The sequence below is a fragment of the Chloracidobacterium sp. genome, from assembly GCA_016720705.1.
In the GTDB taxonomy this organism is placed as follows: Bacteria; Acidobacteriota; Blastocatellia; order Pyrinomonadales; family Pyrinomonadaceae; genus OLB17.
In genome coordinates this window covers 22,822-36,611 of record JADKKB010000007.1, presented here as the reverse complement: position 1 = coordinate 36,611, position 13,790 = coordinate 22,822, and the positions used below count along the sequence as shown (strand labels likewise).

The 13,790-nt window shown below is 47.9% G+C and carries 12 protein-coding genes and 1 tRNA gene; 7 read left to right on the top strand and 6 right to left on the bottom strand.

Annotated features, from left to right (window positions below):
* Positions 1–106 precede the first annotated feature (106 nt).
* Positions 107–676 carry a cysteine dioxygenase family protein gene (locus IPQ00_07565; GenBank protein ID MBL0240414.1) on the top strand — a complete coding sequence of 190 codons (570 nt, stop codon included), beginning with the start codon at positions 107–109 and terminating at the stop codon, positions 674–676.
* Positions 677–2,194, top strand: a complete 1,518-nt coding sequence (locus tag IPQ00_07560; GenBank protein ID MBL0240413.1) for a glycosyltransferase family 39 protein — start codon at positions 677–679, stop codon at positions 2,192–2,194.
* A gap of 20 nt (positions 2,195–2,214) precedes the next feature.
* Here IPQ00_07560 and IPQ00_07555 read toward each other — a convergent pair whose 3' ends face one another.
* Positions 2,215–3,618: a cysteine--tRNA ligase gene (locus tag IPQ00_07555; protein ID MBL0240412.1), complete on the bottom strand. Its 1,404-nt coding sequence runs from the start codon at positions 3,616–3,618 to the stop codon at positions 2,215–2,217.
* Positions 3,619–3,754: 136 nt separating this feature from the next.
* Here IPQ00_07555 and IPQ00_07550 point away from each other — a divergent pair, with 136 nt between their 5' ends.
* A complete protein-coding gene (locus IPQ00_07550; protein MBL0240411.1) occupies positions 3,755–4,279 on the top strand; it encodes a hypothetical protein in 525 nt (174 codons plus the stop codon).
* A 10-nt stretch (positions 4,280–4,289) separates the two neighbouring features.
* Here IPQ00_07550 and IPQ00_07545 read toward each other — a convergent pair whose 3' ends face one another.
* From IPQ00_07545 to thiL, 3 genes are all read right to left on the bottom strand, one after another.
* The gene (locus IPQ00_07545; GenBank protein MBL0240410.1) at positions 4,290–4,709 is read right to left on the bottom strand and encodes a hypothetical protein; all 420 of its coding nucleotides are present in this window, start codon (positions 4,707–4,709) and stop codon (positions 4,290–4,292) included.
* A gap of 135 nt (positions 4,710–4,844) precedes the next feature.
* Positions 4,845–5,381, bottom strand: a complete 537-nt coding sequence (locus tag IPQ00_07540; GenBank protein ID MBL0240409.1) for an HNH endonuclease — start codon at positions 5,379–5,381, stop codon at positions 4,845–4,847.
* A 127-nt stretch (positions 5,382–5,508) separates the two neighbouring features.
* Positions 5,509–6,453 carry a thiamine-phosphate kinase gene (gene thiL, locus IPQ00_07535; GenBank protein MBL0240408.1) on the bottom strand — a complete coding sequence of 315 codons (945 nt, stop codon included), beginning with the start codon at positions 6,451–6,453 and terminating at the stop codon, positions 5,509–5,511.
* Positions 6,454–6,538: 85 nt separating this feature from the next.
* Between thiL and IPQ00_07530 the strand changes: the two genes are divergently transcribed.
* Positions 6,539–7,066 carry a MerR family transcriptional regulator gene (locus tag IPQ00_07530; GenBank protein MBL0240407.1) on the top strand — a complete coding sequence of 176 codons (528 nt, stop codon included), beginning with the start codon at positions 6,539–6,541 and terminating at the stop codon, positions 7,064–7,066.
* A 71-nt stretch (positions 7,067–7,137) separates the two neighbouring features.
* Positions 7,138–7,214: transfer RNA gene (locus IPQ00_07525), tRNA-Pro, on the top strand.
* 15 nt (positions 7,215–7,229) lie between these two features.
* On the opposite strand, the gene IPQ00_07520 is transcribed toward IPQ00_07525, so the two are convergent.
* Positions 7,230–7,460, bottom strand: a complete 231-nt coding sequence (locus IPQ00_07520) for a hypothetical protein (protein MBL0240406.1) — start codon at positions 7,458–7,460, stop codon at positions 7,230–7,232.
* Positions 7,461–7,482: 22 nt separating this feature from the next.
* Here IPQ00_07520 and IPQ00_07515 point away from each other — a divergent pair, with 22 nt between their 5' ends.
* Both IPQ00_07515 and IPQ00_07510 read left to right on the top strand, forming a co-directional pair.
* Positions 7,483–7,737 (top strand): helix-turn-helix domain-containing protein, encoded by a 255-nt coding sequence (locus tag IPQ00_07515; GenBank protein MBL0240405.1) that lies wholly within the window; start codon positions 7,483–7,485, stop codon positions 7,735–7,737.
* 4 nt (positions 7,738–7,741) lie between these two features.
* Entirely contained in the window at positions 7,742–8,827 is a 1,086-nt protein-coding gene (locus IPQ00_07510) for a site-specific integrase (GenBank protein MBL0240404.1), read from the top strand.
* A 182-nt stretch (positions 8,828–9,009) separates the two neighbouring features.
* On the opposite strand, the gene IPQ00_07505 is transcribed toward IPQ00_07510, so the two are convergent.
* Entirely contained in the window at positions 9,010–13,746 is a 4,737-nt protein-coding gene (locus IPQ00_07505; protein MBL0240403.1) for an ATP-binding protein, read from the bottom strand.
* Between the last annotated feature and the right edge of the window lie 44 nt (positions 13,747–13,790).

Below are 13,790 nucleotides of genomic sequence, written 5' to 3'. Positions count from 1 at the left end.
ACACCCATTATAAAGCACCGGAACGGGTTCTGCAAAAAGTCAGAATGTTTCGACTATTTTGTTGCAATCGTTTTCGGAAGGGAATTTTGGCATCGCCATGGAATTTATGATCTCAATAGAAAAATTGGTGCAGGGCCTTAAGGGTATCCCGGATGAGGCATTTACTTGTGAAGGGGTTTACGGCTTTCTGCGTGAAAATTCGGTCGCGGCTGAGTCGCTGGAACCATATGTGTTTTGGAGCCCGAATTACTACACCCGAAATCTGATACATAAAGATGAGCGATTTGAAATGTTAGTGATTTGCTGGGAGATAGGACAGGCCTCTCGCATTCACGATCATTGGGATCAAAAATGCTGGATGACGGTTCCGGTTGGCCGTCTAAGCGGTCAGAACTTTCGTGTTATGGAGATGGATCCTTCGCGAAATTATTGCAAACTTGAAGAAACTGATTCATTTGAGCTTGCTGATTATACGGCGGCCGCAGTTGATCTTGAGGCACCTGTTCATCAAATACTAAACCTCGACGAATATCGCGAACGAGCGGTAAGCATTCATATATATTCTAAGCCTTACGATCGCTGCCACTCATTCTGCCGCGATACTGACACCTACAAAGAAGTTTTGTTAAGTTACACGAGCATTGGCGGCAAACTCTGTGACGGCGTTTCACTATAAATGTCGACTCGGACAAAGATCGGTATTGCCGCGACTGTTCTGATCGTGTGTATAGCCGTATTTTCTCGATTTTGGGGACTTGATCGGAGTTGCCTCTGGTTCGATGAAATATTCAGTGTTCACGCCGCGGAGCACGGTTGGCAGACTATTCTGTCCTTTGTCGCACTCGATCTGATCCATCCACCGCTTTTTTACGTTTTATTAAAATTGTGGATATCTGTCGGCGGCGAGAGCCTCGTATGGTTACGGATTTTGCCGGTGACACTTTCGTGTATTTGTATCTTTCCGTTTTTGATGATCGCGAAGGAACTTCGGCTTTCGTTTTGGCAGAGAACGGTGGGTCTCCTGATTTTTGCGGTCAACGGTTCGCTGGTCAAATACGCGCAAGAAGTGCGTATGTATAGCTTGCTTCAGCTACTCTCACTTATTTCGATTTGGCTCTTTATTCGCTATTTTATTAGGGGAAAAAGCCTATCTGCACTCATCGTCGTTAATCTGATCCTCGTCTACAGCCACTATTTCGGATGGTTTGTTATCACCGGGGAAGTCCTTGCGATCGTTATCTTTCAACGAATTAAGATCCGGCCGATCATTCTGATGTTTGCTGGGGTCTTTGTTGGTTTTTTGCCTTGGGTAATCGCCGTTCTAAGATCGTCGAATGCAGGGGGGGGAGTTGGTCAAAACATCGGATGGATGCAGAAACCCGGCTTATTTCAATTAATTCACTTAATTACCGGCGTTATTGAGCCCTTCTATTTTCAGGCGAGTAGTGCAGAGCCATTCACGGACGTGTCCGTAATTATACCTATAATAATATTGATGTTGGCCATTGTGGTAATCGTGGCCGTTAATTGGAATTCTGTGGAACGTGATCCACGCAACGGGATCGGGTTGCTGGCCTTATTTGTGATCGTGCCTTGTGCAATAGCGTTTGGAGTCAGTTGGCTATCACCTTACTCGATTTGGGGTACCCGCCATTTGATCGTAGTGTTTGGCCCATTTGCGATATTGGCCGGAATTGTGATCGGGCGACTGCGTTCCAACGCTGTTCCTGCTATATTTTCGTCCATCTTTGTTTTGCTGGCGACGGTAGCATTCGTCAAATCGGTGCGAAGTGAGCCAAACAATTACGTCTGGTGTGCCTGGGAGCCATTATCGGTAACCGTGCAACAAACTGGAATCGATGAACCGATATTCGTCTTTGAGGATCTAGTTGGGTATCACTTGTGGTTTGCTGTGCACGCAAATTCAACGCACTCACAAATTACCAAACTCGTCGGGATCGATGAAATGATTGAAGATACCGCCTATTTTCTGCCTCGCGGATTCGGTGAAATTTCGACCAAAAACGCTGGAGACGTAACTGATCAGGCATTCTGGTTGATGTTTCGAGCAAAGACCTTGGATGACACTCAGCCGCCGATCAGCAATTTTGTTTCTAGGGGTTATCGAGTTACGGATCGAAAGATGATCGCGGCCGGCACAGAGGCCGCATTACTTATCCGATTTGCAAAGTGAATCTTGTGCACTAATCGATACTATTTCCGCTTCCATCGGACCCCGTCTTTTGTGTCCTCAAGCATTATCCCTTTTTCTGCAAGTAGATCACGAATTTGGTCTGATCTCTCAAAATTCCGGTTTCGCCTAGCCTCTTGTCGATCGGAAATGAGTGCCTCGATCTCATCATCGAGAAACTCAACGTCCATCTCGCCAAAAATTCCCAATACACTATCAAATTTGGCTATCGCGTCAATGACCGCCGCCTTATCGTCGGATCGAAGCCCCCCCTTTGCGACCACCGAATTGACCTCACGGGCCAGATCGTGGATGGCGGCCAGACCTGCCGCGGTATTGAGATCGTCGTCCATTGCCGATTCGAAGGTTTGGAGCGAATTCTCTACCGCTGCCATAACACCTTCGTGAACTCCATTGTCCGTGACGGCTTCCGATACCAAGCGTCTGAAAGTACGAAGTCGCTCTACGGTGCTCTCGGCACCCTGCAACCCTTCGAACGTGAAGTTTAGCTGCTTGCGATACGGTACTGAAAGTAAAAGGTATCGGATAGCAAGCGGAGAATATCCTTGGTCGCGAAGGTCTCGAAACGTGAAGAAATTACCCGTCGATTTCGACATTGTCACGTCATCGATCTTCAAGAATTCGCTGTGGAGCCAATATTTGGCAAATTGTTTACCGGTCGAGCCTTCACTCTGCGCGATCTCGTTTTCGTGATGCGGAAACTGTAGGTCCATACCGCCCGCGTGGAGATCAAACGATTCGCCGAGATATTTCATTGCCATCGCGGAACATTCAATATGCCATCCCGGACGCCCTCTCCCAAAAGGTGCATCCCAGCCCGGATGGTCGTTTTCGCCAACAAGCTTCCACAGAGCGAAATCGCGAGCATCTTCCTTATCGTACTTATCAGTGTCGATCCGCTCACTCCCGCCCGCAATATTGCCCGAAAAGCTGATCTTTGATAATTTGCCGTACTCCGGAAACGCAGATATTCGGTAATAGATCGAACCGTCTGACTCATATGCGTGGCCATTGGCCAATAATTTGGAAATGATCTCGACCATTTCGGCAATATGGTGAGTGGCGCGCGGAATTATTTCCGGCCGTTCATTGCCCAATGCGTCAAAATCTTCGAGAAAGTACTGAGCAAAAGGCTCTGTGAATTCATCGATCGAAATGTTTCTCGCGGCGGCTTCCTTGATGATACGGTCGTCGATATCGGTCAGGTTCATCACGTGCGTCAGCTCGTAGCCCTTAAATTTCAAATATCGACGTAGAATATCCCCAAAAATAAACGTCCGGAAGTTACCAATATGAGCAAAATTCCAGACCGTCGGCCCGCAGATATACATTCGAGCCTTGCCATCTTCCATCGGCTGAAATTCTTCGATTTGACGCGAAAGTGTGTTAAAAAAGGACAACATAATTAGTAAACCTAAAATTATAACTCAGTCGCGTTAATTTCGCTTTTTTTGTTGACTTAGGCAAAAAGAGGCGGACGCCGCGTCAATATTACTGGTACATCAGACCGAGTATTTCGCTCCGGTTTCAGATGTGAAAATTATGGGCAAATACAGAAACATTCCGGCAGTGAAACAAATTAATGATATGGCCTGCTGGGCCGCATCACTTAAATGGTGGTACAAGGCAGCAATGTCGATCAACGCATCGCAAACAGCCTTGTGGAATCGCTACAAATCTCGAGCAACACAGCAAGGCGGCATGCCGGATGCTGATATGAAATCAATTATTCGCGAAAATGGTATGCATTTGCACGAATTTCAAACGGCCAGTTCTTTCACATACGACAAGGTTCGTGACCTTTTAATGTGCGGTCCAATACTCATCGCATTCACGGAATTTGGATCGAGCAAGCGACACGTAAATGTAATATACGAGGTCTCCGGCGATAGTACTTGGGCGGACGTTCGAGCAATGGAACCACAATTTCGTTCAGTAAGCAATGGACCTTGGACTGGAAAGCACATTTCCCGAGGTCTGACGGATTATAACTCTCTAGGTTCTGTTTGGGCTGGAGTTCACCGCGGAAATTATACGGATTGGGTCGATTGTTTCGGAGACTTATAATAAGAATTAACTAAGACAAGTTGACGATATCAGGCTCGACGAATTGGGCCCGAGCTTTGTCGGAAAAGAGATGTTCGCGAGTGTAAAACTTGAGCGGAAGGTCTTTATCGTGATTCGCTATCAAATTATTCGCCTTATCAAATAGCGACGAGCTTTCATTGTCCTTGTTAAATTCGTTCACGGATTTCATCCAAAACACCGTCAATGTCTCGTGATACGGCATTTCATTAGTCAGATCGACGCCAAATGATTTTAAGAGCCTGAATATACCTTGGCGCATTTGTTGTGTCGCCGTTTCATAGTCGTAAAGCGTTAGATAGTGCAGGGCAAGCGTCAAGTGCTCGGCATGTCTCCATTCATCGCGGCTGATCGTCGTTTCTTCAAATCCTCGAACAACTTCTGCGATCTCGGTTTCTGTCTTATATCTCATTGGGCTCATCATAAACGTCCGAACGACTTGGGAAATATTACGCTAGAAAAGCGCAGAAAACTTAGATCTACATTGTCAGATCCGCAAAACCTGCACTGGTCGGCAGTTGCTTGTAAAAAAAATAATAATCTGATCTTAAGCGGCGACCGCTTGGACCGTTTCGTCGTCGAGGTCATCCATAAACAGATATTTCCGCCATGCGGGGCGACTCTCAGCGTAGTGACAAAGTAAAACGTGGTCGAGACCCAATCGTAACAACTTTTGGGATGTAAGTAGCGGCATTCTAGCCTGCTCAGGCGTTCGATTGCCCTTGCGTTGGTTGCATTTTACGCAGGCAGTTACTAAATTCTGGGGCGTACTCTCACCGCCCTGTGCACGCGGGAAAATATGATCGAGGGTGAGTTCCTTGGCGTGTTTGCTCTCACCACAGTATTGGCAACGGTAACGGTCGCGGATGTAAATCCTCGCACGTTTCATCGTTGTTTCACGGTTGTTTCGACGAACGTGAACGTAATGCCGCAAACGTACGACTGATGGAACGGGGAATATTGTCGAGGGCGAATGAAGCACATTGTCTCCGTCATTTTCTTCGACAAAAACTGCACCACGAAACCATAAACAAACAGCACGAGCCACACCGACGGTGCCGAGCGGTTCATACGAAAAGTTCAACAGTAAAACGCGTCCTGTGAGCAAACCCTTCTCCTCCGTAAATTTATGCTCCTAATGTAATATTATTTGGGTCATTTGTGCAAGATATAGCCATTTGAACTTTGGGTCTGGAGGGAGTCTTCAACGTTCAAAAATGTTGAAATCCGCCTGACGATAATTCGCAGGACTTGCCGTCAATAACTATTTTTACCGACTCGTTACGTTCAGTAATTTCACCTATCTTTGTAATTCGAAACTGTTCGTTCAGTGAGATGTTAGGATTACTCGAGGTGAATAAAAGTTCAAAATCCTCGCCGCCATTTAGAGCCTTTTGGAGTGCCGACTTTGGGTCTAATATATCAGCCAGATCGGAATCGATCGGAATGCGTTCGGCATATATCCGGGCGCCCACATTGCTTGAACGGCAGATATGACCGAGGTCCGACGATAGGCCATCGCTAATATCAACCATCGATGATAGTACATACAATGAAACCAATGAATTAGCGAGTAATACATGAGGCGACGGTTGAAGTTGCCGGAGAACCATTTCAGTGTCTAAGCTTGCCACATTTCCGGTCGATTCAAGTATATAAAGACCGCCCGCCGCTCCGCCTAGCGATCCGCTAACGTAGATTGAATCTCCCACTTTTGCTCCGGATCTCAAGATCGCTTTCCCTTTTTTTACCTCACCACCGACGACTGAATCGATCACGAGCGAATTCGGCGATCCGGATATGTCACCGCCGACGAGTTCTACGTCGAATTCTGCTGCAATAGAGTGCCAGCCGGCAAAGAATCTATCGACAAATCCAGAATTCCACAGTCGATCGGGCACGGCTATCGAAACCAACGCCCACATTGGGCGTCCCCCCATTGCGGCAACGTCGGAAAGTGAAACTGCAAGTGATTTGTGTCCGATCTGTTCGGCTGTCGCCCAATGCAGTCGGAAATCAACATCTTCGACAAGCATATCGGCCGTGACTACGAGGTCGGTGTAAGCGTCCTTTGGCAGTACCGCACAATCGTCGCCAATCCTTTTCAGGTTGAAAGAATGCTTTAGGCTTTCGATCATTTCAAATTCTGTTCGCATTACTTTCTCATTGACACAACTTTATTAAATACATACAATAACGCTTGACAGTCTTAGAAAAAACTTTAACACAATCTCCTCGTCGATGGCACAAGAACCTGTAGTGATACCTGAGAAAATCTATTTCAAGATCGGTGAAGTGTGTGAACTTCTCGATGTTCAGGCCCACGTACTTCGGTATTGGGAAACTGAGTTTTCGATGCTTTCGCCTCAAAAGAATAAATCCGGTCAAAGAAGCTACCGTCGGCGAGATGTGGAGATTGCTCTTCGGATAAAGCAACTTCTGTACAACGAGATGTTTACGATCGCCGGCGCTCGGAAAAAGCTTCAACAGGAAATTAAAGACGGGTTCAGGCCGAGATCTGAACGCCGTGAAGAAGTAATTGTGACCCCAACGCCTGCCGTGGTATCACATACGGTCGTTGAACCCGCTAGAAACAGTGCCCCTATGCTCTTTGACGCTGGTTTCAAGCGGTCGGAACCCGTACTTGAGCCGCCACTGCCGTTCGACATCCCCCCAGTGTTCGATGGCGATCAGCACGAGGCAATAAAATCACTTGCCCAAAACCTTTTGGAGTTGCGCGAGATCCTTAAGCCCAAACCGGTGGCATAACAGATTGGATCGTTCGCAACGGTAGGTTTGACAATTCCCGGTTGTAAAACTAATCTAACAATTCGACTTTTCGGGACGTAGCGCAGTCTGGTAGCGCGTTCGCTTGGGGTGCGAGAGGTCGCAAGTTCAAATCTCGTCGTCCCGACCAATAAACATGGGGCTTTCAGCGATTGCTGGAAGCCCCATTTTTTTGACTTGGTTGCAGGTTGGTTGCAGTATTCTTTTTGTCATCCTTTTTCTGCTCAAAACTCTCAAAGATCATCACTCTTGATCGGGCTGGTTTATAAACATCCTTTGTGTGGTGCAAAACTGCGTCGAATGGCGCGTTTTCGCGACTTTTATGGCCGATGCTGTCTATTTTAATGGCTTTTTGGCGAGGCACATTTTTTGCCAACTGGTGATCGGAGGTTCAGGAAATGGTTGAAATTATCACGATAGAAAAAGAAGAGCTGATTCGCTTGATCGACACCTCCGTCGCGGGGGCCATCGAAAAAGCTATACATTCATCTCAGCCGCCGCAGATCATGACGAAGTCCGAAGTTGCGAAGTATTTGAAGAAATCGGGAGCAACGATCAATCGATGGATGAGGAAAAATGGCCTTCCATTTCACGGAGTGGGCCGGCCAACTTTCAACAGAACTGAAGTGGATGCCTGGTTAGCGAATTACTAAGCGTATGTCAGTTTTTAAGAAATATAACGGTAAGCGGATAAACGCTAAGCATCCGGCGTATGCGGCAGCTCGCTGGTGGGTATACAGACGAGTTAAAGGGCATAAGACCATTCATCAGGTTATTCCGACCGCGCGGACCAAGGAAGAAGCTGAACTTGCTGTACGACAATTGGTGAAGCAGCTTTTCGACAGAGCGTTTGGGCTGACAGACACGACAATTACCTTTGGTCAGTTTGTTGAGATGACATATCGAAAGTATGTTGAGCAGAACAATGTAAATAAAGGCGCGAAAAACCTCTACATAAAGCAGCTCTTGACGCACCTCAAGGATCAACCATTGCATTCCATTACCCCGCAAGACTGCCGTGACTGCAGATCGAAATTGCAATATGGAAAAAACCAGCGGAAGAAGAAGAGCACCATTTCGCCGTCCTCGATAAACAGGATCATGTCGACCCTGTCCAAGATCTTCAGCCTCGCTTGTGAAGAGGATCTCCTTGAGCGCAATCCGATGCAGTATGTGAAAGCACTTCCGGAACCGCCACCTCGAAAAAGACTGCTCACAGCCGAGCAAAAAGAAGCTCTCTGGAAGGAGCTCGAATCGGACCGATTACTTTATAGGCTTGTCCAGTTGGCCGTTAATACGCCACTGCGTCGGGGCCAACTCTTGGCTCTTGACGAAAGTGTTATCGATTTTGAGAATCAGCGAATTTGGGTTATTGGTTCGAAAGGTCGCCCCCCTAGATCGGTTCCGATCAACGCAACCGCGACATCCGTCTTGCGAGAATTGATTGCCGACAGGCAACTTCCGTTTCCGATTGTCGATTTTCGCAAACGATGGCATCCCGCTCTAATAAGAGCCAAGATCAATAAACCAGATGGAACTCGAGAAGAGAACTATCATTTTCACGACCTAAGAACCTACTTCGCCAGTGAACTTATCCGAAGAAATACAAATCCTCTGATCGTACAGAATCTCTTCGCACACTCAGACATGAGTATCACGAACATATACGCTGAAACCGATGCAGATCTAATGCTTGAAGCGGTGAAACAGCTTGATGTTCCCCACAGCGGATGTTGGAAATAGAACCGAAGCGTCAAAAAGAGGTCACGACCGAAGAATGTTCTTAATGAGATTCTATGAAAGAAATAGAATCTCAGTGGGTTATGCGCCGACCTCATCTGATGCCATAATTTAGACCTTTTCGCCTACTTTAAAGGTGTCTGGGACCGGACAAGGAACTTAATTGGTCGATAACGACATGCAAATCAGGCAAGCTGATCACGCAGTAGAAAAGCATTTATGGAACCTTGTTCGACCAAATAGTCGAGAATACGTATTATTCGATCCCTTGCTTCAGGCGAGCTTCGAATCGTTCGTCGTTCGAGATCAGCATAACGTCGAGCCAGCAGTTCCAAATAGTAGGTTGTATTTGTCTCAGGGGATTCAGTTGCGGGTGATGGCCCTAGCTTAAGTAGGTCACTGATCCATCCGATCCCTTCATTAAGAAAAGAGCTTCCGATCTCGTTAAGGAACCGAGAGATCCCGTAAAACGCAGATGGATGTTGGCCTAATTCGCGGACAGCGTTCTGGAAGAAGACTTTCTCGCGATCCCGAATCGAAGGCCAAGACTTTGATTCCGTCTTCCAGTATTCCCACGCTAAGAAGTAGTTTCTGATCGACCGATCAGGCCTATCCCTCCATCTTCGAGTCTTACCGTGTTCAACCAGCTTCGGGTAGAAAGCTTGCCACACTTCCCAGAACGACTCGTATTGTCTGAGCTCGTCCTCAGCGAAGATCAGTTGCTCGAACAAATCCGGAACAACTGAAGAGTTGAATGTTTCGACGAAAGGGCGAACAAATGCGACGGCATCAGACGGTACGGCTGATATCACCAGGTTCGCAAACTTCTGCATTGTACGTCGCTTCAGAAGAAAGCCTGACTGGCTATCTGCGTCAGCTAGGATATCAGGTTCAGATAGTTGTACCCCGGCTAGATTGATCAGTTCTTTGTGAGCAGGTGCGTCGGTACCCAATGGCAAAAGGTCGAGGGCATTTGACAATACTTCAGCTGGAATGTCATTGAAGTCTCCAAATTCGGACAGTTCAATTTCGTTGTCGTTTACGCGCCCGAACAACTCCACGTTTTCCTTTGCAAAGATCGTGGAGAAACTCTCAACTGTACCGGCGACGACTTCTTCCGCGTTGTCATTGTGCCAGTTTCTTCTCTTATCGAAATAGTGTTTTTCCGCCAGTTTATCGTAACTCGCTTTGAGGGAAAGGAAACCACAAAGCAATGACTCAGCGTCGGCGGGATGCGTTTTCCAGAGGTGCTGCAGAATGCTTCGTCTCGCAAGGATTGATGTATCGGTTATCCTAGAGAGCAAATGTAATAGCAGAATCTCTTTAACTTCTGTACGAAGTTCAGGGCATCGCGCGAAGACGACACCCAAGCTGGTGATCGCGGGCTCAACCCCGTCTCCGCTCTGATAAAAGTAATTCTCTCGTATCAACGGGAGCGTCGCGAAGTTGAGCAGTACTTCGGCGCAAGATTCTACCTGCTCAGGAGAGAGCTCGTCGAAATGATCACGAAGAAGGATCGCGGAGACGTATGAGGGAGTTGATCCGTTTATCAACCAAAAACGACTTCGCTCGCCCTGTTCCTTGATGTCTTCAAGACGTGCCGTTATCTCACATGATTTCTCGAAGGCCGTTGATGGATCACCGTCAAACTGGTTTTCGTCGGGTGTTCTTTTCTCGAACCGTTCAATCGCCCAGAGTTTCAATGGTAGGAACTCTGTAAACTGGGCAGTCATCGTCGAGCCTTCTTCTTGATAGTCCTGCAGATCCGGGGCGATCTCCGGATGAAAACTCACGATCATCCGTTCAGTACCCTCTTCCGCCTCGACCTTTGTAGTAATTTTCCTTCGGTCCATTCGCGCCAGGGCCATCCGCCACGCTCTATCGTCTTCGGACTGCTCGTTATCAGGGGGCAGTTTGTAGTAGTGACGATCGAGTATTTCCCAGATCTCCGACTGACGTTCCGCTGCGAGCTTTGGATCATTAAAATAGTCAAAGTACTGATAATTGCGGGCGAGGTCTTCAAGGCTCCATTTGCGATGCTCTTGATCGCACGTTTCCAGTCGCTCCTGGACATGGTGGTCGATATCCCTTCGTCCCATCGAGGGAATCGTGTACAGGTGTCTCGCGCTTGTCGCATCGTTATGTTTGCGAATGTTGTCTTGCAGTAGGATCGTGCGATCCGCAAACAGGATCTTTGCCACGTCAAATAGTTTTCCCGGCTGTGCCAGAACTACGCTAGTGACAACCGCAGTAATCGATCCGTAATTCGATTTCGAAAGGAGTTTCTTACAGATGGAAACGATAAGGGGCTCGGGATAAACTTCAGCCATCTCGAACAGTATGCGCTCAAGGGCCATGTGCATCGATTCAAGCAGCGACGGAGCTACCTGCGTAGCGCGGTACATATTCCAAACCCTTGCGTCAACATACTGGACGACCCGCTTGCCGTCTACGTCGATGTTTATCTCTTCAGCATCAGGATCGGGATCAAACTTAGAATAGTGTCCGATGGTTTTTTCATTCAGCAGCTGAAGAAACTTGAACGCCTCGAACGGTTCAGCTCGAAGCCAGGCGATCATAGGCGTTTGAAACGCACTTGCAGGGAAATATTCGTTACCCATTACAAAACGTATATCAAAGAGTCGCTCCACACCCATATGGTCGTCGGCCCTTTCACCTTCGCTACGCATCCAATACAGCTCGGCGACTTTCATCGTTTTGACTGGAAGGGCTTGGGCAGCGGTATACCCTGCCATCTCAGAACACAGTAAGTGGATTACCTGATAATGTCGTTGACGATATTGAACCTGGCCTGCAGAAATCACTTCATCAAGAATTATCTCAAGCTCGGGCTTGATCTCGGTGGCAGAGTTGAACATGACCGTCACGAGACGCTCGACCATTTTGCTATCTGCGTAGGTGTCCTCGTCTACGACACTGTTGTAGCAGGTAAGAGCGATCAATCCTGCGGTTCTTGATCCGGTGCCAAGTTTGTTAGAACGGGTCCAATCTTCAAGCAACGATACGATCACCGGTATGCGATCCGGCAGGAACTTGTCGATGTGCTTAAGGGTGAAAGAAATCGCAGACGTCCATCCGCTCCCAATCGGACGCGTGAATAGAGTTCCGGCATCAACTTCCTGAAATTCTCTCATCGCTTTTGCGAGCGTGAAATCGATTTCCTTGCAACCGGTTCGGAGGAGGAATATCAGACGGATCAGTAATTCACAATCGTCGATCAAGATCAGCTGCTCGAACATATCGAAAAATGCTTCCGAAGCGTCAGAAAGCAGCACCGAAATAAGCACTTCGTCGCGCCAGTGCTGACCTAAAGTTGTGTCGGCAATCGATTGCTCTACGAATTGTTTGACCGTCGAAGGAGCATCCCTTAGCCGATCCGATAGCCAGTGACGGAAGGCGCGGCGCATTGGGAGTGAATTGCCGATCGACGCGAAAAAATTCGACGTCGATGCTCGGCGTTCGAAATTCTGTTCGATTATTTTCTCGAGGGACCATTCTTCGTATATGTCGTGCGTGATGAAGTATCCGGCTCTCGCCTCGTCGAAACCTAACACTTCATCGAGTTCAAGCGCTTGCAAAGCTTCGGCGTCTGAATTGGTGATCGACATAGTAAACGAGCCTGAATCAGCGCGATGCCGAGCTATTGCCAGAATGGTCTCTTCGCGGCGGCGATCGATCAGACCTTTTGACCCGCTGGATCGGATCTTCTTCTTCCAAAGGCTTTTTTTGAACTCGCCATACGTCCCACCGATGTCGCCCTCAGGTGTTAACAGCAGATACTCGGCAAGGTAAAACGGATTTCGGATGAGTTCTCTAAGTCTTTCAGATGACGGAAGCGCATACTTGTATGCAGAGGCACTCGCATCGAGTTCCTCATCCGAAATGGCCGTCAAAGTAACCTTTTCAAAACTCCGACCGAAAACATTCACGAGCTGGAACGTAAGGCTATCGAGGTAAACATCACGTGCCGTGAGAAAGATCGTCCAACCGGAATCGATCAGCCGCCGAAGAAACTCGCGAAATGCGACGTGGTCATCTAGATCGGAAAGTTTTTCCGCAGAATCGACCACCAGATATTTTCTGTCCGCCTTTGAGAAGACATCTATGAAATAGGAAAGCGAAGGTCGGCCATACGGCGTAAAAAAATCGTTGATGTGGCGTACGTTAAATTCCGAAGCCCTGAAGACCAGCAGCGGAATCGCATCCCCAACGGACTTGGAGAATTCTTTCAACAGCGAGGTCTTGCCAACCCCTCCCGGCCCGTGAACTACGATCAATCGTCCGGGCGTTCCAATGGAATTCAAGCGTTCTAATTCCTTCGTTCTGTCGAGTTTTATCGTTGTGTTGCGTATCTCTATCAAAGTACGTATAGGATCAAGCAACTCTGCCGTGTGGCGCTTCAACTCGGTCAGAAACTCGGATCGTCCGGGTTCGAGAACAAAGAAGTGTTCCGCGAAATCCTGGTTTTCGGGTAAGGAGAGAAGCGAAGCGAAGTTCGATCTGACTCTCCAATCGATCGTCAGCCCCAAACTCGCGGCAAACTTTTCGAGGTCTGATTGAGATTTAGGTGGGTCGGTTGTTTTACGGGTCTCGGTGAACTCATGGTTCACATAGACGACCACCTTCTGTAGATCAGGGTGTTTGCGTTTCGCCTTACCTAGAGACTCCTCTATTGCCGAGACGTTGACCTGCGAGTCGGAGTATTTTGCCTGGAACCCGACCCACTCGCCGTCGATGAGGACGGGCTCTGTCTCAATGCCGATTTGGTTGTAGTAGCCAAAAAGACCCTTCTCCGGCAACCGGTGCTCACGAAGAAAAAGAAGATAGCAAAGTAGCTCGAACGCCTTGTCCGCGCGCCCTTCGAATTTCGCCCGAAAGTTGTTCCATCGAATCTCGATCATTTGGGAAGCTGCCCTTCATTTTATCCACGTCATAGTTGGTTAGC